This is a genomic window from Streptomyces sp. NPDC093111, from assembly GCF_040683955.1.
Classification (GTDB): Bacteria; Actinomycetota; Actinomycetes; order Streptomycetales; family Streptomycetaceae; genus Streptomyces.
Genome location: NZ_JBFBNW010000004.1, coordinates 140,054 through 164,501 on the forward strand (window position 1 = coordinate 140,054; position 24,448 = coordinate 164,501).

The 24,448-nt window shown below is 71.6% G+C and carries 22 protein-coding genes, 1 tRNA gene and 1 pseudogene; 6 read left to right on the forward strand and 18 right to left on the reverse strand.

The window, feature by feature from the left end; genetic code table 11:
- Positions 1 to 66 precede the first annotated feature (66 nt).
- From AB0Q96_RS07710 to AB0Q96_RS07735, 6 genes and pseudogenes are all read right to left on the reverse strand, one after another.
- Positions 67 to 759, reverse strand: a complete 693-nt coding sequence (locus AB0Q96_RS07710; protein ID WP_365323295.1) for a methyltransferase domain-containing protein — start codon at positions 757 to 759, stop codon at positions 67 to 69.
- 105 nt (positions 760 to 864) lie between these two features.
- Entirely contained in the window at positions 865 to 2,250 is a 1,386-nt protein-coding gene (locus tag AB0Q96_RS07715) for a hypothetical protein (protein WP_365322721.1), read from the reverse strand.
- A 2-nt stretch (positions 2,251 to 2,252) separates the two neighbouring features.
- Positions 2,253 to 3,015: pseudogene (locus AB0Q96_RS07720) on the reverse strand (hypothetical protein).
- A gap of 39 nt (positions 3,016 to 3,054) precedes the next feature.
- Positions 3,055 to 3,639 carry a hypothetical protein gene (locus tag AB0Q96_RS07725; RefSeq protein ID WP_365322723.1) on the reverse strand — a complete coding sequence of 195 codons (585 nt, stop codon included), beginning with the start codon at positions 3,637 to 3,639 and terminating at the stop codon, positions 3,055 to 3,057.
- Between the two features lie 158 nt (positions 3,640 to 3,797).
- Positions 3,798 to 4,097 carry a hypothetical protein gene (locus AB0Q96_RS07730; protein ID WP_365322725.1) on the reverse strand — a complete coding sequence of 100 codons (300 nt, stop codon included), beginning with the start codon at positions 4,095 to 4,097 and terminating at the stop codon, positions 3,798 to 3,800.
- Positions 4,098 to 4,177: 80 nt separating this feature from the next.
- Positions 4,178 to 4,687, reverse strand: coding sequence for a nucleoside-diphosphate kinase (locus AB0Q96_RS07735; protein ID WP_365322726.1), 510 nt, complete (start codon positions 4,685 to 4,687; stop codon positions 4,178 to 4,180).
- Between the two features lie 407 nt (positions 4,688 to 5,094).
- Between AB0Q96_RS07735 and AB0Q96_RS07740 the strand changes: the two genes are divergently transcribed.
- Together AB0Q96_RS07740 and AB0Q96_RS07745 are read left to right on the forward strand one after the other, a co-directional pair.
- Complete coding sequence (locus tag AB0Q96_RS07740) at positions 5,095 to 5,754, forward strand: NUDIX hydrolase (protein ID WP_365322728.1); 660 nt, start codon at positions 5,095 to 5,097, stop codon at positions 5,752 to 5,754.
- Entirely contained in the window at positions 5,751 to 6,164 is a 414-nt protein-coding gene (locus AB0Q96_RS07745) for an NUDIX hydrolase (RefSeq protein ID WP_365322730.1), read from the forward strand. Before AB0Q96_RS07740 ends, AB0Q96_RS07745 begins: the two co-directional genes overlap by 4 nt.
- A 130-nt stretch (positions 6,165 to 6,294) precedes the next feature.
- Here the strand turns inward: AB0Q96_RS07745 and AB0Q96_RS07750 are convergent, their stop codons facing one another.
- The 6 genes from AB0Q96_RS07750 to AB0Q96_RS07775 all read right to left on the reverse strand — a co-directional run bounded on the left by AB0Q96_RS07750 (position 6,295) and on the right by AB0Q96_RS07775 (position 13,018).
- Positions 6,295 to 7,482 (reverse strand): hypothetical protein, encoded by a 1,188-nt coding sequence (locus AB0Q96_RS07750; protein WP_365322732.1) that lies wholly within the window; start codon positions 7,480 to 7,482, stop codon positions 6,295 to 6,297.
- Positions 7,483 to 7,614: 132 nt separating this feature from the next.
- Entirely contained in the window at positions 7,615 to 9,324 is a 1,710-nt protein-coding gene (locus tag AB0Q96_RS07755) for a mobilization protein (RefSeq protein WP_365322734.1), read from the reverse strand.
- Complete coding sequence (locus AB0Q96_RS07760) at positions 9,321 to 9,881, reverse strand: MobC family plasmid mobilization relaxosome protein (protein WP_365322736.1); 561 nt, start codon at positions 9,879 to 9,881, stop codon at positions 9,321 to 9,323. Before AB0Q96_RS07760 ends, AB0Q96_RS07755 begins: the two co-directional genes overlap by 4 nt.
- Before the next feature lie 331 nt (positions 9,882 to 10,212).
- Positions 10,213 to 10,890 (reverse strand): DUF2637 domain-containing protein, encoded by a 678-nt coding sequence (locus AB0Q96_RS07765; RefSeq protein WP_365322738.1) that lies wholly within the window; start codon positions 10,888 to 10,890, stop codon positions 10,213 to 10,215.
- Between the two features lie 348 nt (positions 10,891 to 11,238).
- Positions 11,239 to 12,564 carry a DUF3631 domain-containing protein gene (locus tag AB0Q96_RS07770; RefSeq protein WP_365322740.1) on the reverse strand — a complete coding sequence of 442 codons (1,326 nt, stop codon included), beginning with the start codon at positions 12,562 to 12,564 and terminating at the stop codon, positions 11,239 to 11,241.
- A 223-nt stretch (positions 12,565 to 12,787) separates the two neighbouring features.
- A complete protein-coding gene (locus tag AB0Q96_RS07775) occupies positions 12,788 to 13,018 on the reverse strand; it encodes a hypothetical protein (RefSeq protein WP_365322742.1) in 231 nt (76 codons plus the stop codon).
- 94 nt (positions 13,019 to 13,112) lie between these two features.
- Here AB0Q96_RS07775 and AB0Q96_RS07780 point away from each other — a divergent pair, with 94 nt between their 5' ends.
- Both AB0Q96_RS07780 and AB0Q96_RS07785 read left to right on the forward strand, forming a co-directional pair.
- Positions 13,113 to 13,787 (forward strand): transcriptional regulator, encoded by a 675-nt coding sequence (locus AB0Q96_RS07780; protein ID WP_365322744.1) that lies wholly within the window; start codon positions 13,113 to 13,115, stop codon positions 13,785 to 13,787.
- On the forward strand, positions 13,784 to 15,394 hold the full coding sequence (locus tag AB0Q96_RS07785; RefSeq protein WP_365322746.1) for a tyrosine-type recombinase/integrase: 1,611 nt from the start codon (positions 13,784 to 13,786) through the stop codon (positions 15,392 to 15,394). The genes AB0Q96_RS07780 and AB0Q96_RS07785 overlap by 4 nt, the downstream gene beginning before the upstream one ends.
- A gap of 122 nt (positions 15,395 to 15,516) precedes the next feature.
- Here the strand turns inward: AB0Q96_RS07785 and AB0Q96_RS07790 are convergent.
- From AB0Q96_RS07790 to AB0Q96_RS07805, 4 genes are all read right to left on the reverse strand, one after another.
- Positions 15,517 to 15,590 (reverse strand) — tRNA-Thr (locus AB0Q96_RS07790).
- 96 nt (positions 15,591 to 15,686) lie between these two features.
- Positions 15,687 to 17,231: an alpha/beta hydrolase gene (locus tag AB0Q96_RS07795; protein WP_365322748.1), complete on the reverse strand. Its 1,545-nt coding sequence runs from the start codon at positions 17,229 to 17,231 to the stop codon at positions 15,687 to 15,689.
- Positions 17,232 to 17,360: 129 nt separating this feature from the next.
- Positions 17,361 to 18,563 carry a DNA polymerase III subunit delta' gene (locus AB0Q96_RS07800; protein ID WP_365322750.1) on the reverse strand — a complete coding sequence of 401 codons (1,203 nt, stop codon included), beginning with the start codon at positions 18,561 to 18,563 and terminating at the stop codon, positions 17,361 to 17,363.
- 86 nt (positions 18,564 to 18,649) lie between these two features.
- Positions 18,650 to 18,835 (reverse strand): hypothetical protein, encoded by a 186-nt coding sequence (locus AB0Q96_RS07805; protein WP_365322752.1) that lies wholly within the window; start codon positions 18,833 to 18,835, stop codon positions 18,650 to 18,652.
- 198 nt (positions 18,836 to 19,033) lie between these two features.
- On the opposite strand from AB0Q96_RS07805, the gene AB0Q96_RS07810 reads away from it, so the two are divergent.
- Positions 19,034 to 20,323, forward strand: coding sequence for a histidine kinase (locus tag AB0Q96_RS07810; protein ID WP_365322754.1), 1,290 nt, complete (start codon positions 19,034 to 19,036; stop codon positions 20,321 to 20,323).
- The gene (locus AB0Q96_RS07815; protein ID WP_365322756.1) at positions 20,311 to 20,952 is read left to right on the forward strand and encodes a response regulator transcription factor; all 642 of its coding nucleotides are present in this window, start codon (positions 20,311 to 20,313) and stop codon (positions 20,950 to 20,952) included. The genes AB0Q96_RS07810 and AB0Q96_RS07815 overlap by 13 nt, the downstream gene beginning before the upstream one ends.
- Positions 20,953 to 20,984: 32 nt before the next feature.
- On the opposite strand, the gene AB0Q96_RS07820 is transcribed toward AB0Q96_RS07815, so the two are convergent.
- Positions 20,985 to 23,576: an FtsX-like permease family protein gene (locus AB0Q96_RS07820; RefSeq protein WP_365322758.1), complete on the reverse strand. Its 2,592-nt coding sequence runs from the start codon at positions 23,574 to 23,576 to the stop codon at positions 20,985 to 20,987.
- Positions 23,573 to 24,364, reverse strand: a complete 792-nt coding sequence (locus tag AB0Q96_RS07825; RefSeq protein WP_365322760.1) for an ABC transporter ATP-binding protein — start codon at positions 24,362 to 24,364, stop codon at positions 23,573 to 23,575. The genes AB0Q96_RS07820 and AB0Q96_RS07825 overlap by 4 nt, the downstream gene beginning before the upstream one ends.
- Between the last annotated feature and the right edge of the window lie 84 nt (positions 24,365 to 24,448).

The following is a 24,448-nucleotide window of genomic DNA, read 5'->3' on the forward strand; positions in this document are numbered from 1 at the left end:
TGGAGGCCCGCGAGGCCGGGATGGCTAGGGACCGGGGCGTCTCGGCCTCGCGGGCTGCTTGAGGGGCTACTTCGTAGCGACGACGTAGACGCTGCCCCAGTGGCGCTTCGGGTTGGCCATGGTGGGGTCGAAGGTCCAGGGCTCGACGGTGGTGAAGCCGGCCTCGGTGAAGAGCTGGACGAGCTTCTCGTGGTCGTAGGCCCACAGGTGCGGGGTGTACGTGGGGTCGTCGTCCTGGTCGCGGAAGACGAGGTTCACGAGGTCGAGCCGCGTGTTGATGTCGCCGCGGCAGCCGCGCTTGGCGTACCAGCGCCCGATCGTCTCGTCAGAGGTGTCCAGGGGGCCTGGGTACTGGCTCAGAGCGAAGGCGGCGTCGGGAATGCCGGTGATGATCCGGCCGCCCGGCACGAGGACACGGTGGGCCTCGCGTACGTAGTGCTTGGCCGAGCGCGGGTAGTCGATGTGCTCCAGGAAGTGCTCGGAGAAGATCTCGTCGGCGCTGTCGTCCTGGAGGGGGATGCCCTCGCGGATGTCCCAGAGGAGGTCAGCCGGCGGGACGAGGTCGATATTGAAGAAGCCGTCGATGCGGTGGGCCCCGCCGCCGATCTGCACTTTGGCGGGCTTGTCGTCGATGCGGCCGTTGGGCCAGGCGCGCCGGCTGGCGTGGTGGTAGCGGTGGAGCTCGATCTCCTTGGCGGCGGCCCGGAGGGTGCGGGCGAGGCCGTGGGTGGTAGCGGGGTCGGCGAGGACGGAGGCGATCTACTCGCCGAGGAGGTCGACGGAGGGCATGCCGGAGGGGCTCATCACGGATCTCCTGCGTGTGAGGTTGCTCGGGGTGGGGTGCGCCGCGGGTGGCGGCGATGGTCAGGCGACGCTGGACGCGGGGGCGGTCCACTGGTTGTTGCGCATGAGGGTGTACTTGATGTCCACCAGCCGCGGGGCGATGGTCAGCGAGAGCTCCTCGGCCGGGTGAAGCTGGCCGGCATCGTCCTGCTCGGCGCGCCAGACGCGGTAGTCGAGGTTGGGGTAGGCCGGGTTGATGCCGATCTCGCCCTTGGGCATCGTGCCGTTGGACGGGGCGACGATGTCCATGTGGTTCCAGTAGTTCCAGGCTTGCAGCGCCTTGTGCTGGTCGAAGTAGAAGTAGAAGTCGGGGTAGCGGCCGAAGGTGCGCAGTTCCCGGTGGATGAGGTGACCGAGGAGCGGTCCGAGCTGCGCGGCCAGGGAGTCGAACTCCCAGCGCGTGTGGTGCCAGGCTTCGGGGGCGTCACCGGGCGCGAAGAGACGGGCGGCGGCGAGGTAGCTGATCCGCTCGACCAGGTACGCGCTCGCGTGGTCGGTGTCGATGGTCGGGTCGACTCGGTGGATGAGCGCGGCCAGCTGCTTCGGACGGGGACGGAACCTCGCGAGGTCGAACTTGCCGGCCATGGCGGGGAAGGAGGCGAACAGCATCTCCTTGTACAGCCAGTTGTTCAGCTCGCCGAGCTCCGCCAGGCGCCGGGTGTGGAGAGACGTCGAGTGGAGCATCAGGTACTCGGCGACCGCTTCGAAGTACAGGTAGCCGAGGATCGGCAGTCGGGGGATCGTCTCGTCGAGGAGCTTGAGGAACGGCTCGGCGTCGACCTGGGTGCCCTGGTAGGCGACGGCGGCAGCGGTGGCGAGGAACGCGGCCGAGTTCTTGACCCGGCTGACGACGGTCTCGCGAAGCTGGTGCCGTTCGTTCTTGCTCAGCAGGTATTCGAGGTGGCTGTAGATCTGCAGGTGGATGAGGCCCAACCGCAGGTAGTCCACGCCGGCGAGACCGCGATACGCCTGCGACGGGGTGTCGATCTCGAAGATCAGCGGGGTGGGTACTCGATTGGTCACGCCGAGCTCGGCCAGGAAGGCCGGCGCTTCCTTGGTCAGGATGTAGGCGCCCAGGTTGTGCATGCGGAAGCCCTGGTCGGTCGCGGTGAGCGGCGCGCAGTAGATGCTTCCGACGAGGCAGCCGCCCGACGGGTAGAGCACTCCCTGCCGGCTGATCTCCTCCAGGGCGTGGGTGACGTGCAGGAGGTGCAGCTTGCCGTTTCCGCTCAGGGCCTCGAAGAGAGCGTTCTGCCGAAGCAGGTGGCCATTCGGGGTCTCCTCGGCGAGCCGTCGTTCCCAGCCCGCGGTCTGGGTGGCGAGCGGGTCGGCGGGGCTGGGGATGAGGGTGGAGTCGAAGAAGGCGTGGGCGTCGGCCCACAGGTGGTAGGCATCGAGGAAGTCCATGGTCACACCAGGCCCTTCTCGGCGAGCGCGTAGCGGACAGCCGCGCTCCCGCTGGCCCCGGCAAGGTAGGACCGCTCCGAGACCAGGACCAGGTCGAAGGCGAGGCCGCGCAGCTGGTCGAAGGCGGGCTCGCGAACGTATCGGGAGTCCGGCCACCACTTCAGCTTCGGCAGGGTAGCGGTCCAGGGCATCGGCGGCCTTAACCACGTCGGTGATGCGCTCGGCCCGGGCGTGGTCGGACTTGTCGTCCGCGGTGAACGCCTCGTACGGGACGTCATGCAGTCGGACGGCGGTGGCCGCCTGCACGATCCGCCGGGGTGTGGCGGCGAGGCCGAAGTGGCCCCAGACGGTGTCGGCGTTCGCGGCGAGCCAGATGGCCGCGCGGGCGCCATGCCCGCGGTCATCCTGGTCGTGGCGCCGCTGGCAGTCGTGTACGGCGGCGGCGAGGATCGCCGTGGCGGTGTCGGCGTCGTCGAGGCCATTCGTCTCGGCGAGGACGGCGGCGAGCGCCGCCGTCCTCATGGCGTGGCGGACGCCGTGGAGCGAGGTGTACAGGCGGGGGTCGGCCCACCACCGGGTGGGCAGTCCGCCGTGCGCGAGCAGCTCTTTCGACTGCGGGCGCAAGGCCGGCCGCGTTGCCGGCGGGAGATCGGGCCTGTGGTCGCTGATCCACGCGACGGTGGCGTGGTCCATGTGCTGGTGGAGCGGGAGCTGCCCTCGGGCAGCCAGGTCGATCAGACTTGCGGTCAACGGGGTCGTGCTCACTCGTGCCCACCCCCTTGGTGGTTTCCGCGGTGATGTTCCCTACCGGATCGGCGCGGCCTGCTGCTCGCGCTCCTTGCGCTCCTTCTCGGCGGCCTCGAAGGCGGCGGTGAAGTCGGCCAGCTCCTGCTCCGTCATCAGGGTCACGCCGAGCGCCGTGGCGACGTCCGTGATCTTGGCTTCGGCCTCGGCGCGGGCGGCGTCCGAGGCGCCGTCCTCCAGCAGGACCTCGAACTCGGCGTGGTAGCCCCACGCCTCACTCCACTTGACCGCGATCTCGATGTCGTCGAGGCGGAAGTTGTGACGGAAGGTGAACGCGTCGTGCATCGCCGCCTCGAACCCGAGGGCGTTGAACACCTTCACCGCGGCGGGAACGTCGGCGGGGGCGATGGCGAACTCGGTCTCCGCAAAGGCCGCGCCCTGCCCGATCTTGCTCCCTTTGAGGGTGATCTTGGCGGTGCCGGCGGCGGTGTTGTCGGTGACCTTCAGGAGCTGGTCGGGGAGCACAAAGAAGTAGATGTGCTTGTCGTCGGGGCCCAGGTCCTCCCCGTCCGCCTTCAGGCGGGTGACGAGCTGGTCGTGGACCTCCTTGGTGAAGCGGGCGCGCATCTCGATCTCGACGGCCACGGTGCTGCTGCCTCCTCGTTTCAGGCATGGCGAAGCCAGCCGGACCCTGCCGCGAGGGGACTGCCCGACCGGGCGATCGCTATGGGGTTGGTGGTCGAACGTGGGGTGATGCGGCCGATGCGGGTGCCGGCCGCATCACCCCTGTGATGCGACGGGTGTCAGCCAAGGATGCCGAAGCGCTCCTCGACCACACCCGAGTGCAGGTACGTCGGCAGTTGGACGCCTCCCACCGACGTACGGCCGGTGGCGACCTGCTCCTCCGTCTTGCTGGGGAAGCCCTCCAGCAGACGCAGGCACTGCTGGGCCCATTCCTGCGACGCGGGCCAGTCGCCCAGGTCGCGGTGGCGCACGGCCAGGGCGTACGCGGTCTCGGTGGCGGCCCACCGGTCGGTCGCCAGCTCACGCTGGAAGATCGACTCCAGCTCGTCGGTGGAGGCCAGGCGGGTCTGGTTGGTCATGGTGCCCTCTCGGTTCAAACGGTCGTGCCCCAGTGGTGATCAACGCCCTGGCGCCCCCGTCGTGACGCCGTGACCCGCTGCTAGTACGTGTAGATCTCGGCCAGCGTCTTGTAGTCCTGCAGCTCGTCCTTGTCGAACCACAGCTCCACCTCCTGCTTGGCCTCCTCCGCGTTACCGGAGGCGTGCACGAGGTTCGCGACCGCCTTGCCCGAGGCAATGCTGGCCGCCGCGCTGTAGTGCGAGAAGTCGCCCCGCACCGTGCCGGCCGGAGCCTGGTTCGGGTACGTGCTGCCGACGATCTTGCGGACGGTGGCGATGGCGTCGAAGCCTTCCAGCACCAGGGCGATGACCGGCCCCTGCTGCATGAACGTCGCCGTGAGGTTGTAGACCTCCGAACCCAGCCGCTCTTCAAGATCGAAATAGTGCTTGCGGGTGAACTCCTCGTCCATCCACTTCATCTTCGTGCCGACGATCTTCAGCGCGGCATCCTCGAATCGAGCGATGACCCTTCCTGCCAGGCCACGCGCCAGCGCATCGGGCTTGAGCAGGACGAGCGTGCGCTCGACAGTGTGTGCCTGAACCTCGGCCATTGACTCCCTTTCGCCTTGCTAGCAACCGAACATGACGGACAATCAGCCGTCATCTGCTGAGGTTACCGGCGCTGGCAGGGCGGTTCGGGCGTGCGGGCAATGCCCCGGACGGGCGAATGCCGGCCAAGGTGCGTCCGATCAGCCCAACGAGAGGCCCGATTCGGCCAACTTCTCTGTCTCCGCTATCCGCTGGGGGTGCGCATCTAGAATCTCCCTGTGGTCGTCTGGCGCTCTCGCGCCTCTCATACGTCTTCCAGGGACTGAGCCTTCGGCGGGTGATTCCTTGGCCCCTGGTGACTCCGATTCTTCCGGGGCTCTTCCCGCGTGACCATGAAGTGCCAGTGCGGTGGGAGTGCACTTTCGGCGCGCGGGTTCCTGCACCGGGGCGGCGACGAGGGGACGGTCTTGTGGACGTGATCGAGCGCTGGAGCGGCCGGTACGCCTGCCTGCTGCAGTCCGCCCTACGCCTCGGCAACGAACAGTTCGCCGCCCACCTCGGCATCGCCGTGAGGACGGTGGCCACCTGGCACGCCGACGCGGCCCTCGTGCCTCGCAGAGAGATGCAGCAGCTCCTCGACACAGCCCATGAGCAGGCTCCTGCGGCTGCGCGACAGCGCTTCGCGCTCCTGCTGGCGAAGGAACAGGCCCCAGCGGACTCGACGCCGCCCGGCGCGCAGGCGCTGCGGGTGGCCATCGCGGTGGTCGTCCGCGACAGCGATGTCCTCCTGGTGTGCCGACGGGACGACGACGCCGCTGGAATCACGTGGCAGTTCCCGGCCGGCGTCATCAAGCCGGGGGGCAAGGCGGAGACCACGACCGTGCGGGAGACCTTGGACGAGACGGGCGTCCACTGCGCGGTTCGGCAGCACCTCGGGAACCGCCTTCACCCCGTAACAGGCGTGCTGTGCGAGTACTTCCTGTGCGAGTACCTGGCCGGCGAGGCCACGAACAGCGATGCGGCCGAGAACATCGACGTCATGTGGGTCCCCAGAAACTCGGTGCCCCGCTTCATCCCCGTCGATACGATCTTCCCACCCATCCTGGCCGTCCTGGAGGAGCAGACGTGACGAACCAGAACACGGACGAGCGCCCGGGCATCGCCGCCGCGATCGTCGTGAACGAGGGACGCGTGCTGATGGTGCGCCGCCGGGTCAGCGAGGGACAGCTGTCCTGGCAGTTCCCTGCCGGTGAGGTCGAGCCTGGCGAGGCCCGCGAGGACGCCGCTGTGCGTGAGACCCAGGAGGAGACCGGGCTGACCGTGGCGGCCGTGAAGCTCCTCGGCGAGCGAGTCCACCCGAAGACGGGCCGGCTGATGTCGTACACCGCATGCGAGGTACTGGACGGCACGGCCCACGTCGCGGACACCGAGGAGCTGGCCGAACTGGCGTGGGTCGCCCATGGCGAGATCCCGGAGTACGTGCCGTACGGCCTCTTCGAGCCGGTGCAGGAGTACCTCGACGCGACCCTGCTCTCCTGAGAGCGACTCCGAGCCACGGCGTGGTCCTACCGGCACGTCGAGGGATCCCTACGACGGAGGCTCCGCCGAACTAGTCCGCGACGCTCTGCCCGCTTCCTAGCAGATCGTTGCTGTGCCAGTACATACCTCGCTAGCGGGGGTCGAACAACACTCGCTCCAACTGACGCCACCCCGGCTTAGGTGCTGCAGCAGGTCGAACGACAGTGAGAAGCCGTCCGTCGAGACACACGTCAAACCGCCCTTCCGACCGTGACATCCTTTCCCGAATCGCCACCTGCCGGGGCGGCCTCTGAGCAAGAACTCCAACCATGACTTCGTGCTTCGCAGGCCCCAAAGCATCAGCCGGTACCCAACGGCCACGCACGTTGATTCCTGCGAGGGTGGCCTCTTGGTCTGATTCGGGGGCAGATTCGTAGAGCTTTCTCACCACGTCCTCTGCAATTTCCTGGGGAGGCCGCGTGGGTTCTTCCGCCATGAGCGCAAGTGGTTCGAACTCCGTGATCTCCTCGCCTGCGACGCCGCTGGCCGCTCCCATCGCCAGGGACGGCTGATTCGACGGGAGAGCGTTGGGGCCAGAGGCTGCGTCCGCCTTCGGCTCGCCCCAGTCGAAGGGCTGCTCCTGGCCGTCCCCGTCCTCCGCGTCTGCCCAGTCAGTTACCAGCGTGTCGCCAGATGCACTGCCTTCGGGGATGAAGATGTCCACAGCCACCCCTGCTGGACCGACGTAGACCCAGCTCATGAAATAGGAGTGGTCGCCGTGAGCAGCAGACCAGGCCGTGAGCTGAGCGAGTCGCCGTCGCTGTTCCGAGAGAAGGCGCTTGGGCAACAGCTCCTTCTGTTTGCGATACCGCCCACGGGCCTCCCCCGCGATTGGCCCCTCCGGTACATGGAACAGGAGATCAGGGCGCACGCCACTGCCCTGATACGACTTCGACAGAGGTCGCGGCAGAGCATCAAAGCTGTGCAGTTGGTGGGTTCCGTCCGTCCACAAGAACAGGGCTTCACTCGCTGCGGTCAGCAGCCCGAGCCCCGCACACTCGCTGACGAAGCTGCGTATGTGCCGAGAACTCGCCATAAGGGACGGGTGATCGAGTTGGAGGGGACTCCCTCCTGGAGCGTCGACGTAACTGAGAAGAAGGCGGGCTTCCAGCTCCTTGGTCTGAAGGGCGACGACGCCTTTCAGGTCGCAGGCCAGTGCATTGATGTGGACCAGCCGAGCCAGTCCAACCGGCAGTTGCCCGCGACCGATGATCCACGCAGCTCCTTGCCCGCTTGACCGTGGTTCGAACCGCCAGACCCGAGCTTTAACGGTGTTCACGCTGGCTCCCCCTCACCAATCACTCCACGCCTCCGGTCGCCTACCAGCACATACACGAAAGCGACGATACCGACGGCCACTGACAGTCGAGTGGTCTGGAGAGAGACCGCTGCTCACCATTAGCTCGGTGAGCTAACGCGCCGGACGGGTCGCTCGGCTAACCGCAGGAGCCACTGAGATGTCCCCACGGGGGCTGGGGGTGCTTCCCAAGCCGTTCAACAGTATCGTGCGGCGGCGGGCGGCTTCGGCGCGGGGGTTGGGGGCGGGGTTTCGGCTGGTGTGCTGGATGCGGGTGATCAGGACGCGGGCGGGTTGGCGGACGGTGGTGAGTTCGCGCTGGGCGGCGGCTTCCTTGAGGAGCTGGTGGGGTTTGTGGCCGCCGGCTTCGGCGTCGGCGAGGACGGTGGCGAGGGCCGGCCAGGCGGGGTCGGTGAGGATGCGGTCGGCGTGGTCGGGGACGGCCGCCCGTACTTCGTGGGCCAGGGTCCGGCGCGCCTGATCGCTCGGCCGGCGGGTGGCGAGGCTGACGACGACGGGCGTGAGGGCTCGGTCGGCGGCGGCCTGGAGGTGGTGGAGGGTCTGGCGGGCGGCTTCGGCCTGGTGCGCGTGGTTCTTCGCCTCGTGCCAGCGGGCAGCCACGATCGTTGCCCAGGCGAGGGCGGCCAGCAGGGTCGCCAGGGCGCTGCCGTCGGGGCCGGTGGCGGTGTGGGCAAGGTCGCGGACGGCCTTGCGCAAGGTGGTGGCCGCCTGGTTCTCGGCTCGGATCTGGGAGCGCTGAGCTCGTACGAATGCCCGTGAGGCCACTCGTAGTTCGGCGTGAAGGTGAGCGGGGGCTTTCTGGGCGGTGGCTTCGATGAGGTCGCCGAGCGCGGTGATGTGGGCCTGGGCGTGGGCATCGTCGTCCATGCCGGTGCGAAGGGTGTCGAGGGCGTCGATGGCCTGGTGCCAGGGGCTGGCAGGTTGGTCGCGGCGGGCGGTGGGGTGTTCCTCCGGCGCGGTGGTCCCCAGGCGGGCCTTGAGCTTGGGGAGGGTGAGATCGGGGGCGATCTTTCCGCCGGGGTGGAAGATCTGTTCGCCGTCCTTGTTGAGGTCGCCGGGGCGGCCGACGGCGTAGCCGAGGAGTGCTCCGGACGGTCCGCGGCGGGGTTTGACCGCGATGCCGTCGGCTTCGAGGTAGGCGAGGAGTTCCTCGGTGTTGCCGGCGTGGGGGATGGCTGCGCGAATGCGGTCCTGGAGCCAGTCGCGGCTGGTCTGCTCCCAGCCGAGGCGCTGGGCCTTGTGCATCTCGGCCTGGGAGGGTCGGCGTCCAGCGGTGCGGTCGCCCTTCTTCAGCTGGCGCAGGCCGTAGTCCTTCTCGATCTGGCGGCAGGCGTCGCCGACGCGGATGCCGCTGTCGTGGAGCTTGGGACGGCGGCCGTCCTCGCGGACGGTGGTGGCGAGGATGTGGATGTGGTCGTCGGCATGACGTACGGCGATCCACCGGCAGCCGAGGTCATCGCCGGGCGGGGCGATGCCGGCGGCTTCGACGATCCGCTGGGCGATCTCGCCCCACTCCGTGTCGGAGAGGTAGCGGTCTTCGGGTGCGGTACGGATGGGGCAGTGCCAGACGTGGTCGGTGACCTTCCTTCCGAACTCGCTGTTCCGAAGATGGACGGGCTCGTCGAGGTGGCGGGCGAGTTGGGTAAGGGTGGCGTCCGGGTCGCGGCCGGGGTCGGGCATGCCAAGCATGACGAAGCTGGCGACGATGTGCGGGTCGGTGTGCTCGTCGTGGCGACCGGGGCCGTAGAGGTAGGCGAGCAGCCCACGGGTGTTGGACCCGGCCGGTTTGATGGCGGCGATCACGCGGCCAGGTCCTTCCAGGATTCGGTCGGTTCGCGCAGGGCCTCGGCGATCAGCTCCAGCAGGCGGTGCAGCTCGTCGAGTCGGTGGCGGGTGTCGGGCGGGGTGAGGTCGCTGTTGAGGGCGCGGGCGATCTGGTTGACGTTGACGCCGATGCGGTTGAGCTCGCGCAGCACCTGTGCGCGGAACATGTGGGTGCGGCGGCGGTCCTCGGACAGCGGCAGGTTCGCCGTGAACCGACCAGATACGAACGCGAGGACGATGTCGGCGGCGAAGCCGGACTCGCCCTTGTAGCCGTGCTCGGCAGCGGCTTCCTGGAGGTCGGCGTGCTCGTCGGCGGTGAACCGCAGCGGGCCGACGCGGACGGTCCGTTTGGTGCCGATGAATCGGCGGATCGCCGGCCGCGCGTTCTGCACCGCTCGCTCACCGGCCGTCGGTTCGGTGGCGGGTGCGGGGCGGAGGATCTGCTGCTGGACTGCGTGGAGCTCGTCCAGGTCGGGGCCGCCCTCGGTCCCGACCTCCCGGTCAGGCGCCCCCTGGCGCTGGGCCGTCTCCGCCACCCCTGGGGCGGAGATCCCCGAAGACCGGCCTCGAGTCGGACTCGGGGTACTACTGGCTCCGCCAGGAGCCGCCCGTCCGAACGCCAGCCGCAAACGGTCCATGAACGTAGGCGACTTCGGCTGGAGGGACGCCGTGTCGGTGCCGGTAGTGGCGTCGTCGTGGGAGTCACGGGGCACGGGCGTTCTCCGATGCGCGGGACGGGGCAGGCGTAGGGGCACGGGGAGGGCATGTGCCGTATCCACAGGGGCGGCCCCCGGGGTGTGGACAAGGCCGCGGTCGGGGTGGTCGGAAGGGTTCCGACCACCCCGTCCGGGCTCGGGGTTGGGCCGGTCAGGAGATTTCGGAAGCGGCCTTCGCCTCGGCCCGGAGGATGTTCATGACCTCGGTCAGTCGCTTGCCGGCCATGCCGAGCCCCTGGGCTTGCACGGCCGTGCGTACAACCGCTCGGGACAGCTCGCCCTGCTCGGCGGCAGCGGCGCGGCCTATTTCGACCAGGTCCTCCAGCGAGGCGTCCGGCGGTCGTCCCCCGCGCCGCTTGGCCTCCGCATCCCCGGCAGGCTGTTCCGGAGCCTCGGTGGTGGTCTCGCGGGTGATCAGGATGTGGAGGTGGACCGCGCCGGCCAGAGCGAGCGGCGCGATGGTTGAGAGGACGCCCACCGTGGCGTCACCCAGGTACAGGCCGTCGGATATCCCCTGCTGGTTGAGGCGGAGAGCGTGCAGGGCATTCGCCCAGATGCTCGCCGTGGTCGCCGTTCCGAACAGGGTCCATACGTAGAGGCGGGCTCGGAACGGGGCGGTGCGCAGGACAAGGAGGGCTCGTACCCCGTAGGCGATGAACCCGTCAATCACGAGCGGGAAGAGGTAGGTGAGGAACCCACGGATGTGGATGGCGACGGCCATCTGCTGGAGTGCGTCGTACGAGAGGGCACACGCGGCGGCGCCGAGGGCGAGGATCGCGGCGCGGTCCCAGGCCGTCGCCTGGTGGGCGGGTATGGCAGGGGTGCTCAAGCGGGAAGCTCCTGTGGTGGTGGCGTGATGCGTCTTGGGCGTCTTGGCCGTTGCAAGCGCAGGTCAGGGCCGGTACGGCAGGCCCGGTCGGTGTCCGTCTTGGCCGCGCCCTGGCGGGGACGGCACGGGTCGGCCTTCCGTCTTGGCCTCATGGCCGGTGACCTGCGGCGATACGGCGCGTACGCGTGGGACGGCACGAGACGGATGCGGGCAACGCCCCGGCCGTCTGCGCGGTCGATGGTGATCGTGTTGCCGTCTTGGGCCCCGTTGCCGTCTTGCGCGTATGCCCTCTGACCTGCGCGATCACGGCAGGGACGGCAAGGACGGCAACCTGGGGGTGGGACAGGGTCAGCCCTGCGGGAGGGTGGGTGTGGCGTCGACCGGGTGGACGGTCGGGCAGTAGCGGCGCCAGGGGTCGAGGAACTTGTTGCGCATGTAGCCCTTGCGCTGGGTTCCGTCGGCGATGCGGACGTTCCCGGGCTTGATGCCGAACTGCCGGAGCATCGAGCCGAGGTCGCGCGGGCTCAGCCCGCTGCGCCCCCACTCGGCCCACGGGCTCTCCGGATCCTGGCGCAGATGGTGGATCAGCTCCTCCGTGGAGAGGCTGTCGACCTCGCGCTGGGCGACGAAGACGCGCCGGATGTCGGCCAGGATGCGGGCCCCGCTGGGGTGGTCCTCCTCGGCCGCCGCCTCGGCGGCGACCATCTGCTCGCACGCGGTACGGGCGCGGCGAGGCCAGGTGCCGGCCGCGAGGTCGGCGACGATGACGAGCGGTTCCCAGGTGTCGGCTGCCCGGTCCTCGACCGGCATCGCCGGTTCCAGGTCGGCGGCCTCGTCCAGCAGGGGCCTCACCCAGGTCGCGATGCGGTCACGCAGGCCGTGTAGGGATGGGATGTCCCGCCGCGACCGGAACGGGCGGACGCTCTCGCCTTCCGCCCGCCGGCGCATGCGGATGACCACCGACCGGTCCATGATCGTGTCGGGCAGGTCGCCGATTCCGGCGATGGCCGCCATGGCGAAGGTGGCGAACCGGTGGGGTGTGTGGTCGTTGCCGACCACCCGGGTCACGTACCGGTTGCGCTGGTGGCCGGCGTTCAGCAGGCCGCGCATCTCCTCGTTCTTCTCCGCCTGCTTCGGCGTGCCGAAGATCGTGTCCGCCTCGTCCACGAGGAGCGTGGGCGGCTCCTCGGTGATGGAGCGGAAGACCGCCGCCGGCGTGGTGTTGATGGTGAGCATCGGCTCGTGGACCGTCTCGGTCAGCACGTCCAGCAGCCGCGACTTGCCGCACCGCTTCGCCGGCCCCACCACCGCCAGGCGCGGGGCGTGCTGCCACGCGGGCTGCAGATGCGTCGCCGCCACCCACAAGGTGACCGCGTCGAGCGCCTGCTCGGAGGGCAGGATGACGAACTTCGATATCCGCTCACGCAGTTCGTCGAGCAGTTCCGATCCGTGCGTCGGCTCCGGATCCGGCCGTTCCGTTTCGGGACACCGCTTGGGGTCGAGGTCGGGCCGTTCATTTTCGGGACACCGCTCGTCGGGCGGCGAGGTCTGTGCCGGATCGTCGGCGGCCTGGCCGGTCTCGACTGTGGTCCGGCCCGGCTGGCCGGGCACGGCAACCGGCGGCCACGCGGTCGTGCCCTGGTCGGAATAGGGCTCGGGCATCGCGGGTTGCACCGGGCAGCTCCTCTTCTCGCGTCGCCAGGCATACGGGCCCGGCGCGCGGGGTCGTTCGTGGGATTACGGGCGGGGGGTCGTTGAGCCTCCGGCGTTGCCTCGCCAGAGGCTCTCTCGCGTCCCGAGCGGGGCGAGGGAACACGGACCGTACGTCCACGCCCCGCAACAGTCCAGCGATTCTGTGTCAGCTCAGCGCAGAACTGTCTGCTACCTTTCTCCACCCTCACGCGGCCAGCCCCAGCAGATTGAGCAGATCCGCCGTCACCACGCGGTACGCCTTCCCTAGGCGCAGGACCTTGCACGGGTACTCGCCCCGCTTGGCCAGCTCATAGCCCTTGCTGCGCCCGAGGCCCAGCGCACGGTTGCCTGTGTCCAGGTCAACGGCCGCTGGCAGGGCCAGCAGCTCGTCCCGACTCATGCCCTTCGGGCCGGTTCCCGTGGTGTCGTCGCGCACGCGGCGCCCCTCTCGTCACAGCCCTCGGCGAACACGGTCTTCGCGTCCGGCTCCAGGTCGACGGGAACCATCATGAAGAAGCTACTGTGTCGCCATGACACAACACGGTTTCGATGATGAAGAGGACGACGACTTCCCGGAGTGGGTCGACCGCATCAGGAACAACGTCGCCGGCGAAGTCCGGCGCCGCAGGAAGGAGAAGAGGTGGAGCGCCCAACGGCTGGCCGACCGCTGCAAAGAACTCGGGCACCCCATCCCCCGCAACGTGATCGCCAACCTGGAATCCGGCCGAAGGGCGAACCTGCCCCTGGTGGACGTCATGGTGCTGGCCGCGGCCCTGGAGACGTATCCGATCTGCCTGATCTTCCCCCTCGGCCACGTCGAGCGGACTCAGGAACTTCCCTTCCACTCACTCATCCCGACCTGGGAGGCCATGCGGAAGTTCACCGGCGAAGCCGACGAGTTCGGGATCGATGACGGCCTCATCCCCGAGTTCAACCGTCACGCCAGCCTGACCCGCACCATCATCGCCGCCCGACGCGAGGCCGAAAGCGCCGCCTTCGCCATGGAGACCGCGACCACCCCCGCCCAGCGCGAGGAAGCAGAGCGGAAAGCCGGCGAGTACGCCCAGCTAGCCGAAGAAGCGAAGCACCGACTCCTCAACCTCCGCGACGACATCCGCGAAGAAGGCGCCACCCCACCCGAACTGTCCCCGTGGCTCGAGGACATCGAGCCGCAGCCTGACCCCGACCAGGAGGAAGACGCTTGAAAGGCTCCACCTACCGCCGCTGTTCCTGCCGTGACCCCAAGACCGGCAAGGAGATCGGCGCTTCCTGCCCCAAGCGCAACAGCAGGAATCACTGCACGTACTCCATACGCCAGGAGCTGCCGTCCCGCGAGGACGGCAGCCGGCGATCCTTCGCCCGTGGCGGGTACGGCAGCCTCAAGGCGGCCCAGGCCGATCTCGACCACGTTCGGGCCCTCCTGGGGCTCGCCGAGGCCGACGACCCCGAGGGCATCCAGCTGGTCGCCGCGATGCTGGCCGAGGTCAGCGGTGAGAAGCTGCCTCTGCCGGACGTGGAGGAGACCCGACGCCGGCTCAGGGCTGGCCAAGATCTCGTCGGCAGCCTGACTGTGGCCGAGTGGCTGGACCGGTGGCTCGCCGGCAAGCGCATCCGAAAGTCGGGCATCAGCCGGTACGAGACCGACATCCGCGTGCACCTCAAGCCGCATATCGGCCACCGGCGTCTCGACCGGCTGCGCGTCAGCCACCTCAGCGACATGTTCACCGCCATCACCGACGCCAACGCCGAGATCCTGGAGCAGAACGCCCAGCGGCGTGCCGCTGTCGAGGAGTTGGCGACCGTCCCGTGGAAGGGCGTGGCCAACCGCGCCCGCCGCAAAGCGATGAAGGCTGCGATCGACGCGATGCCGCCCTTCCGCCGCGTGACCGGTCCCGCCACACGCCAGCACATCAAGGCCACGCTCCGCGCGGCTCTCAACGACGCCGTCGGGCAGCAGATCATCACGTTCAACCCGGCAGCCCACGTCGAGACCGACCCGGTGCGCAAGCCGAAGGCGCTCGTGTGGACGGACGAACGGGTAGCAAAGTGGGAGCAGGCCGGCGAGAAGCCGTCGCCTGTGATGGTCTGGACGCCGGAACAGACGGGCGCCTTCCTCGACTTCGTCGCCGAGGACCGACTGTACGCGATGTGGCACCTGATCGCGTTCCGCGGCCTGCGGCGTGGTGAGGCGTGCGGACAGCCGTGGTCGGAGACCAACCTCGACCGGCACTCCCTCACGGTCACCGGCCAGCTCGTCCAGGACGGCTGGGAGGTCGAGGCGTCCGAACCGAAGACGGACAGCGGCTTCCGCGTCGTGGCCCTGGACGACGACACCGTCCACGTCCTGAAGCGGCACCGCGAGCAGCAGGAGGCCGACCGTGCCGAGTGGGGCTCGGCCTGGGTGAACACCGGGCTCGTCTTCACCCAGGAGGACGGCTCCTGGCTCCACCCGGGCAAGGCCACCGACCTCTTCGAGCGGCTCGTCGCCGCCTCCGGCCTCCCGCCGATCCGGCTGCACGATCTCCGGCACGGCGCCGCCACGCTCATGCTGGCGGCTGACATCGACATCAAGATCGTGTCGGACACGCTCGGGCACAGCGACACCCGGATCACGCGCGACATCTACCAGAGCGTGCTCCCCCACGTCGGCAAGAGCGCCGCCGAGGCCACCGCGAAGCTCGTCCCCCTCCAGCGCAAGGCCGACCAGGAGGAGCAGGTCCGCAAGGCCGCCAAGGAGGCGAAGAAGGCCGAGCGGGCGAAGGCCAAGGAGAGGAAGAAGGCCAAGGCCAAGAAGGCCGCACGCAAGGGCTGACAGCCGCTCCGCTCACGCATCGCTCACGCAAGCACTTCCACGGCATCCCCGTCGTGCGGCTCGGCATGCCCTGAGCATGAAAAAACCCCAGGTCACGGCGAGTGAGTCCTGGGGTAATTCCGAGCCGCCTTCGGGATTCGAACCCGAGACCTACGCATTACGAGTGCGTTGCTCTGGCCAACTGAGCTAAGGCGGCAAGCTGTGCGGTCCCATGGTGGGTGCAGCAGCGTCGCCAAGTCTACACAGTTTCCGGGGGTGCTCCGACCAGGGGCGGAGCGAGCTCCCTCGGGGGCTATGAGCAGCGCTTTCCGTCCCTCGGGGCGGTGCCTTCCAGGAGGTACGTGTTGATCGCCGTGTCGATGCAGTCGCTGCCTCGGCCGTACGCCGTGTGGCCGTCGCCCTCGTAGGTGAGGAGGGTGCCCGAGGAGAGCTGGGCGGCCAGGGAGCGGGCCCACTTGTAGGGGGTGGCCGGGTCGCGGGTGGTGCCGACGACGACGATCGGGGGTGCGCCCTCGGCGGTGATGCGGTGGGGGCGACCGGTGGCGGGGGTGGGCCAGTAGGTGCAGTTCAGGGCGGCCCAGGCGAGGCCGCGGCCGAAGACCGGCGAGGCCTGTTCGAAGGACGGCACCGCCTTCTCGGCGGCCTCGGGGCCGGTGAAGGCCGGCGGGAGGTCCAGGCAGTTCACGGCGGCGTTCGCGGCCATCAGGTTCGCGTACGAGCCGTCCGCCTCCCGCTCGTAGTAGCTGTCGGCCAGCGCGAGCAGCGGCGCGCCCTCCCCGCCGATCGCCCGGGTCAGCGCCTCCCGCAGCTGCGGCCACGCGGCCTCGTCGTACATCGCGGCGATGACGCCCGTCGTCGCCAGCGACTCGCCGAGCGGCCGGCTCTCGCCCGTCGGCACCGGCTTCGCGTCCACGTCGCGGAAGAAGCGTTGCAGTGCCTCGGTGGCCGCCGGCACGGACTCGGTGCCCAGCGGGCAGTCCGGCTTCCGCACGCAGTCCGCGGCGAATGCCTTGAACGCGGTCTCGAAGCCGCCCGTCTGGTCGCGGTTCAGGTCCTCCGCCGACAGCGACGGGTCCATCGCCCCGTCGAGGACGAGCCGCCCGGTCTTCTCGGGGAACAGCTCCGCGTACGTCGCCCCCAGGAACGTGCCGTACGACGCCCCCACGTACGTCAGCTTCCGGTCGCCCAGCACCTCCCGCACGACGTCCATGTCACGGGCCGCCGCCACCGTGGAGACGTGCGGCAGCACCCGGCCCGAGCGCTTCTCGCAGGCCGTCGCGAACTCCTTGAACGCCGCTTCCAGCGCGCGGGTCTCCGCCGCGTCGTCAGGGGTCTGGTCGACCTGCGTGTACGCGTCCATCCGCGGGCCCGTCAGGCACTCGACCGGCTCGCTGCGGGCCACGCCCCTCGGATCCACGCCCACGATGTCGTACCGGGCCCGGACCGGCGCCGGGTAGCCGATGCCCGCGTACCCCTGGAGGTAGCCGACCGCCGAACCGCCCGGGCCGCCCGGGTTGACCAGCAGCGAACCGAGCCGCTTCCCGGGGCCCGTCGCCCGCACCCGGGACACCGCCAGTTTCACGTCGCCCGCCTCGGGCTTCGCGTAGTCGAGCGGGACGAGCACGGTGCCGCACTGGAAGTCCGCCACCCCGCAGGCGCGCCAGGTCACCTTCTGCCCGTAGTACTTCTGCAGGGCCGTCGCACCCGCCGCGCCCGCCGCCGTCCCGCCGGACGAGGACGGCGCGGCGGCGTCGCTGCCGCCCGTGCAGCCGGAGAGGATCAGACCGGCCGCCGCGAGGGCCGTGGCGGAGATGCGGAACAGGCGCCTGGAGTCCATCCCCGGAGCGTATCCGGACCGGTACGTACCGTGTCCAATCCCCCGGCCCGGCGGAGTCACCCGAGCAGCCGGGACGGATCGCAGACCGGGGACCGCTGGCCCGGGACCGCGGACCGCTGACCCGCGGGATCAGTCGCGCAGCTCCATCGTCATCGCCTCCACCGCCAGCAGCGGCGCCACGTTCCGGTCGAGGGCCTCGCGGCAGGCCAGCACCGCCTCGATCCGGCGCAGGGTCCGCTCCGCCGTCGTGTCGTGGGCGATCGTCTCCAGCGCGTCGCGCACGTCCTCGTTGGCGAGGGGGCTCGCCGCGCGCAGCTGGAGTGCCAGCACGTCGCGGTAGAAGCCGGTCAGGTCGGTGAGCGCGAGGTCCAGGCTGTCGCGCTGCGTCCTCGTCCGCCGCCGCTTCTGCCGGTCCTCCAGCTCCTTCATCGCCCCGGCCGTGCCCCGCGGCATCCGGCCGCCCTGCACCGCGCCGAGCGCCGCCTTCAGGTCCTCGGTCTCCTTGACGTCGACCTCCTCCGCGACCTGCTTCGCGTCCTCGGCCGCCGCGTCGACCAGCTCCTGCGCCGCGCGCAGCCCGCCGCCCACGTCACCCACCCGCATCGGCAGCTTCAGCACCACCGCGCGCCGGGCGCGCGCCCGCTCGTCGGTGGCGAGGCGCCGGGCCCGGTCGATGTGCCCCTGCGTGGCCCGCGCCGCCGCCCGCGCGGCCTCCGGCTCGATGCCGTCCCGGCGGATCAGCAGGTCGGCGACCGCATCCACCGACGGGGTGCTCAGCGTCAGGTGCCGGCAGCGGGACCGGATCGTGGGCAGCACGTCCTCCAGCGACGGCGCGCACAGCAGCCACACCGTCCGCGGCGCGGGCTCCTCCACCGCCTTCAGGAGCACGTTGGCCGCGCCCTCGGTCAGCCGGTCGGCGTCCTCCAGGACGATGACCTGCCAGCGCCGGCCGGCCGGCGACAGCTGGGCGCGCCGGACCAGGTCACGGGTCTCCTTCACACCGATCGACAGCAGGTCCGTACGGACCACCTCGACGTCGGCGTGGGTGCCGATCAGGGCCGTGTGGCACCCGTCGCAGAATCCGCAGCCCGGTGCCCCGCCCAGCGCCCGGTCCGGGCTCACGCACTGCAGGGCCGCCGCGAACGCCCGGGCCGCGGTGGCCCGGCCGGACCCCGGAGGGCCGGTGAACAGCCAGGCGTGCGTCATCTTCGATGCCTCGGGAGCGGGCTCGCCGGCGGCCTGGGCGGTCACGAGCACGTCGGCGTCCCGCGCGGCTGCCGCGAGCTGCTCCTCCACGCGCGCCTGTCCCACCAGGTCGTCCCATACGGCCATGTCTACAGCCCCTCCTCGGCCCCCCTCACGTACGTCTCCCATTGTGGGGCACGGCACCGACAGCCCTGCCTGACCGGCCGGACCCGTCAGGCCCGCCCCTCCGCCCGGACCCGGGCCCGGGTCAGCCACAGGCCCACGCCCGCACCGAGGGCGACCACGCCCGTACCCGCGCTCGCGACGATCTCGGTGGCCCCAGTGAGGCCGGAGAAGGTGGTGACGAAGACGTTGGCGACGACACCGACGGCGAGCAGGAGCCAGAACAGGGGCCTCATGAGGAACCTCCGGAAGGAAGGAAGAAGGAAGAGGGTGGAGAGAGGGAAGCAGCGGGAAGGAGCGGGGCGCCGCCCCTGCTCTCCGGTACGTCTTCCATGCTCCCCGTCCCGGCGCCCGCGCACAGCGGTGCCCGCTCCCGGGCCGATGGTGTAGCCCGCTCCACCGTCCCGCTCCCGCGCGTCGCCTAGCCTGAACCCATGCGCGAGTCGATCAAGGATGCGGCGAGGGCGACGCTCCACCTCCTCCTCGGTGCGGCCGTCGCCCTCCTCTGTTACCTGATGATCGGCGTCGTCCTCTTCACCGGCCTGCTCACGCTCACCGTCATCGGCGCCGGCGTACTGCCCGAGAGCGTCCTGCTGCTGCGCCGGCTCGCCGGCTGGGAGCGCCGCCGTACGGCCGTACGGTCCGGGGCGCCGGTCCCGGAGGCGTACCTGCCGCTCGAAGGCCCCCTCCCCGAGCGGGTCCGCACCGCCGTCGCCGACCCTTCCACCGTCGGGGACCTGCGGTGGATGGTGGCGCAGCTCCTGTACGGCATGGTCCTCATGTACGGGGCGCTGGTGCTGTGGGCCCCCGCGCTGCTCGTCGACGGCGTCTGGGCCGGTCTCGCGGGGCGCCGCCCGGTCCTGCTGCCGCTGATCGGCCGGCTCGCCGACGTGGCGGCCGGCTGGTCGCGGATCCTGCTCACCCCCGGTCCCTCCACCGCCCGGGACGCCGCGCTGGCCGCCCGTATCGAGCAGCTGACCGCGACCCGGGCGGGCGCGGTCGCGGCGCACGGCGCGGAGCTGCGGCGCATCGAACGCGATCTGCACGACGGCGCCCAGGCGCGGCTCGTGGCGCTCTCCATGCGGATCGGGCTCGCCCGCCGGGCGTACGACTCCGACCCGGCGGCGGCCCGCAGACTGCTCGACGACGCGCAGGACCAGGCCGAGGAGGCGCTGGCCGAACTGCGGCACGTGGTCCGGGGCATCCACCCGCCGATCCTGACCGACCGCGGCCTGACCGGCGCCGTACGGGCCCTCGCGGCGAGCAGCGGCCTGGAGGTGACGGTGTCGGTGACCACGGGCGCCGACACCCCGACGCCCGCTCCGGCGGGGACCCGGGCCGACGCCACGTCTGGAGCTCCGGCCGGGACCCCGGCCGACGCCTCGCCTGGCACTCTGCCCGGAAACGGAACCCCTCCGGCCGACACCCCCCGCGCCCCCGCCGCCGTCGAGGCCGCCGCCTACTTCGCCGTCGCCGAGGCCCTCACCAACGTCGCCAAGCACAGCGGTGCCACGCGCGCCTCCGTCCTGCTCGCCCGCACCCCCACGGGGCTGCGCGCCGCCGTGCGGGACGAGGGGCGCGGCGGTGCCGAGGCGCGCGAGAGCGCGGGGTCCGGGCTGCTCGGGCTGCGCCGGCGGGTGGCCGCGCTCGACGGGACCGTACGTCTGACCAGCCCCGTCGGGGGCCCGACCGTGATCGAAGTGGAGCTTCCGTGCGTGTGGTGATCGCCGAGGACAACGCCCTCCTCCGGGAAGGGCTCGTCCTCCTGCTGACCTCGGCGGGACACGAGGTGGCGGGGGTGGCGGCGACCGGCCCCGAGATCCTTCCGCTGCTCCTGGAGCAGCGGCCCGACGTGGCCGTCCTCGACGTCCGGCTGCCGCCCGGCTTCCGGGACGAGGGCCTGCGCGCGGCGCTCGCCGCCCGCGCCGAACTCCCGGACCTGCCGGTCCTCGTGCTGTCGCAGTACGTGGAGGAGACCTACGCCACCGAGCTCCTCGGCGGCGGCGCGCGGGGCGTCGGCTACCTGCTGAAGGACCGGGTGGGCCGGGTCGACGAGTTCCTGGACGCGCTGGACCGGGTCGCCGCGGGCGGCACGGCGCTCGACCCCGAGGTCGTCACCGAGCTGATGGCCCGGCGCCGCGACGACCCGCTGGACTCGCTGACCCCGCGCGAACGCGAGTGCCTCGCGCTGATGGCCCAGGGCCACGACAACGCGACGATCGCCCGCTCGATGGTGGTGACCGAGCGGGCCGTCCACAAGCACGTCGGCAACGTCTTCGCGAAGCTGGCCCTGCCCCAGAGCGACAGCGGCCACCGCCGGGTGCTCGCCGTCCTGGCGTACCTCGACGCGTAGGACCGCCCGGCCGGTCGGGCCGGGCGCCGGGCTCAGCGGCGCCCGACGGGGCTCAGGAGCACCGTCCCCGCGTACGTCGTGAGGATCACCGTCCCCGCGATCAGCGCGGCCTGGACCGGCGGCAGGTACGGCGGTCCGCCGGTCAGCGCCCAGCTGAACGCGGCCAGCGGGAGCGCCGCGACGACGGTGCCGATCACCAGCCCGGTCCCGGCCAGGAACGCCGCCTCCAGGCGCAGCATGCGGCGCAGTTGGCGGCGGGACGCGCCGACCTGGTGCAGCAGGCCGAGTTCGCCGCGGCGCCCGGCGGCGACGAGGGCGAGGGTGCTCAGGACGGACAGCACCGTGAGCGCGCCGATCGCGGCGACGACGCCCGCCGACACCAGGCCGCTCGCCCCGGCCTGCTCCGGGACCACCAGCTCCGGCTCCGGACGGGCCCGGGCCCCGGCGACGGCGGCCCCGCCCGGACCCGCCACCAGTACGCGTGCGGGGCGCGGATCCGCCAGATGCGCGGCGAGTTCGGCGCGGGGCAACAGGAACTCCCCCAGCGCGAGCGACCGTTCGTAGACGGCCACCACCGTGAGCCGCCGCAGCGCCCCGTCGTCGAAACGGAGCTCCACCGTCGAACCGGGGCGCACGTCGAGGGAGTCGGCCCGGTCCGCGCCGACGGCGACCGTACCGGGGCGGGCGAGCCCCGCGAGGTCCCCGGCGACGACACCCGGATCGAGCGTCCCGGCCAGCCCCTCGGCGTCCACACCGAGCACGGGCAGCCGGTCGAGCCGGGGCGAACCCGCCTCGGTGCGGGCCAGGACGACGGTGGACCGCACCAGTCCGGTCGCGGCCGTCACACCGGGCATCCGCCGCACCTCGGCCACGTCGACGTCGACGCCATTGCCGACACCAACCCCAATGCCGACCCCGGTGCCGACGTCGCCCCCTACTCCGACCCCGCCACCAACCTCCGCCTCGACCGCATAGTCCGCCACCATCGCCTCCCGCGCCTGCGCCGCGCCGGCCCGCTCCATCGTGGCGCCCGCCGCGAGCTGCACGGTCGCGAAGGCGGTGACCAGGACGACCGGGACCAGCGCGGCCCCCAGCCGGCGCGAGTGCGCGACCGCCCCGGCCGCCACGAGCCGCCCCGGCGCGCCGCCGAACCGGCGCAGCACCGGCCCGAGAACCCGCATGACCGCCGCCGCGAGCCACGGGCCGAGCAGCGCGCACCCGGCCACGAGCGTCACGGTCGCCGCCCCGGCCGCCGCGCCCGCGGCCTGCCCCGCCTGGAGCGTGGCGGTCCCGGCCGCCCCCGCCCCGACGACGAGCAGGGCGACACCCGACCCCCGCCGCACACCACCGGGCCGGCGGGCGGACGTCTGGTCCCGCCGGGCCGCCCCGAACAGGACCACGCACCGCGCGAGGCCCACCGTCAGGGCGGCGGTCACGAGCACCCCGGCGAACAGCCAGGGCGGGGCGGACAGTTCGAGCGTGGCGGGCAGCAGGCCCCGGCCGCGCAGTGCGGCCCGGAGAGCCAGGAACGCCGGTACGGCCCCGAGGGCGCCCAGGACCGCCGCCGCACCCGCCACCCGGTTCACCTCGCGCCCGACGGCGGCCCGCACCTGCCGGGGCGAGGCACCGACGGCGTACAGCAACTCGCGTTCGGGGGCGCGCTGTTGCAGGGCCTGGGCGACGAGGGAGGTCAGGACGAGGACGGTGACCAGGACGACGGTCGCGGCCACGGCCGCGAGGAGCTGGAGCAGGCCGTCCCGCGCGGGCAGGGCCCGCAGGTCCTCGACACCGCCCCGGCCGTTCCCGGTGAAGGCCCGCAACTCCCCCGCCCCGCCCGCGTCGAGGGCGTGCCGCACCCGCGCGTGGAGGGTGGCGACGGGGACTCCGGGCGCGCCGAGCACCCCGATCGCGTCGTGGAGCCCGGGATGCCCCGCGAGCCGCCGCGCCTCGGCCGCGCCGAAGAAGAGCCCGTCGGGCCCGTCGACGAGCCCGACGACCCGGTACCCGGCGACGTCCTGCCCGATCCGGGGGCCGGGCCCCGTGCCCGGACCCACACCGACCACCACCTCCCCCGCCGCCCCGGGCGCCCGCCCGGCGGTGAGCCGGTACCCGCCGAGCCGCGCCGCCTCCCACGAACGCCCGGGGTACTCCCGTACGGCCGCCTGCCCGTCCGGTACGTCACGGGGACCCCGTACGGCCGTCGGCCCCGCCTGCCCATCCCGTACGACGCGAGGATCCCGTACGTCACGGGGATCCCGTACGACGAACCCGTCGTCCGGCACCACCGCCCGCACCCCCTCCACTCCCCGCAGCAGCTCCGCCACCGCGGCCGGCACCCTGATCCGTTCGGTCAGCGGGGCCGTGACGGTGATCGGCTCGCTGCCCCAGGGCTTGGCGGTCCAGCGGACGTTCTGGTCGGCCGCGACGACCACGTCGGCCGCCGCGTACCGGTCCACGCGCGCGTGCGCCAGTCCCAGCGAACCGGCGGTCAGGGCGAGGGAGCCGAGAAGCAGCGAGACGAGGGCGACGGCCGCGAACACCGCCGCCCAGGCCCTGCGGTGGGTGCGCAGCGAGCGGGCGGCCAGGAGCCGGACGGCGGTGCGGGACGCGGGGAGTCCGGTCATCGGGCCATCGCCCCCGCGCCCGCCATCGCCGCCGTCGTGCTCATCGCAGCCCTGGCCGTACGCGTCGCCGTCGCCGTCGCCATCGGTCCGAACATCGCCCGGACCCGTTCCGCGTCCGGTCGGTCGAGTCGGGCCGTGATGCGGCCGGACGTGAGGAAGACCGCCTCGTCCGCCCAGGCCGCCGCGGCCGGGTCGTGGGTGACGAGGACGACCGTGCGGCCCTGCTCGTCGACGGCCCGGCGCAGCAGGGTGAGGACCTCGGTCGCGGTGACCGGGTCGAGGGCGGCGGTCGGCTCGTCGGCGAAGATCACTTCCGGCTCGGTGACCAGCGCCCGCGCGACGGCGACGCGCTGCCGCTGGCCGCCGGAGAGGGTGTCGGGCGCGTCGCCCGCGCGGTCGGCGAGGCCCACGGCGGCGAGGCCGGCGAGGGCGCGGCCTCCGTCGTCGCGGGCGCCCGCGAGGAGCAGCGGCAGGGCGACGTTCTCGCGCACGTCGAGGGCGGAGACGAGGTTCAGCGACTGGAACACGAACCCGATCCGGTCCCGTCGCAGCCGGGTCAGCGCGGCGGGCTTCAGCCGGCCGAGCTCCGTGTCGCCGATGCGTACCGTGCCGGAGGTGGGGCGTTCGAGCCCGGCGGCGCAGCGCAGCAGCGTGGACTTGCCGGAGCCGGAGCCGCCCATGACCGCGAGGAGGCGGCCGCGCGGCACGGTGAGGTCGACCGAGTCGAGCGCGGTCAGTCCGCCGTAGACCCGGCTGACCCCGTCGAGGGAGAGTGCTGCTGTCGTCATACCGGCAACGCTAGAAAAGCGCAGGTCAGGGCGGTATGGGGCAGGCTGCCCGGTGAGGGGTGGAGCAGGCTCCACCCCTCACCG

Bases quoted from the DNA above. Each gene is read 5' to 3' on its own strand.
- AB0Q96_RS07715 (WP_365322721.1), bottom strand. From the start codon at position 2,250: ATGGACTTCCTCGATGCCTACCACCTGTGGGCCGACGCCCACGCCTTC.
- AB0Q96_RS07795 (WP_365322748.1), bottom strand. From the start codon at position 17,231: ATGGACTCCAGGCGCCTGTTCCGCATCTCCGCCACGGCCCTCGCGGCG.
- AB0Q96_RS07805 (WP_365322752.1), bottom strand. From the start codon at position 18,835: ATGAGGCCCCTGTTCTGGCTCCTGCTCGCCGTCGGTGTCGTCGCCAAC.
- AB0Q96_RS07735 (WP_365322726.1), bottom strand. From the start codon at position 4,687: ATGGCCGAGGTTCAGGCACACACTGTCGAGCGCACGCTCGTCCTGCTC.
- AB0Q96_RS07780 (WP_365322744.1), top strand. From the start codon at position 13,113: ATGACACAACACGGTTTCGATGATGAAGAGGACGACGACTTCCCGGAG.
- AB0Q96_RS07800 (WP_365322750.1), bottom strand. From the start codon at position 18,563: ATGGCCGTATGGGACGACCTGGTGGGACAGGCGCGCGTGGAGGAGCAG.
- AB0Q96_RS07820 (WP_365322758.1), bottom strand. From the start codon at position 23,576: ATGACCGGACTCCCCGCGTCCCGCACCGCCGTCCGGCTCCTGGCCGCC.
- AB0Q96_RS07730 (WP_365322725.1), bottom strand. From the start codon at position 4,097: ATGACCAACCAGACCCGCCTGGCCTCCACCGACGAGCTGGAGTCGATC.
- AB0Q96_RS07810 (WP_365322754.1), top strand. From the start codon at position 19,034: ATGCGCGAGTCGATCAAGGATGCGGCGAGGGCGACGCTCCACCTCCTC.
- AB0Q96_RS07825 (WP_365322760.1), bottom strand. From the start codon at position 24,364: ATGACGACAGCAGCACTCTCCCTCGACGGGGTCAGCCGGGTCTACGGC.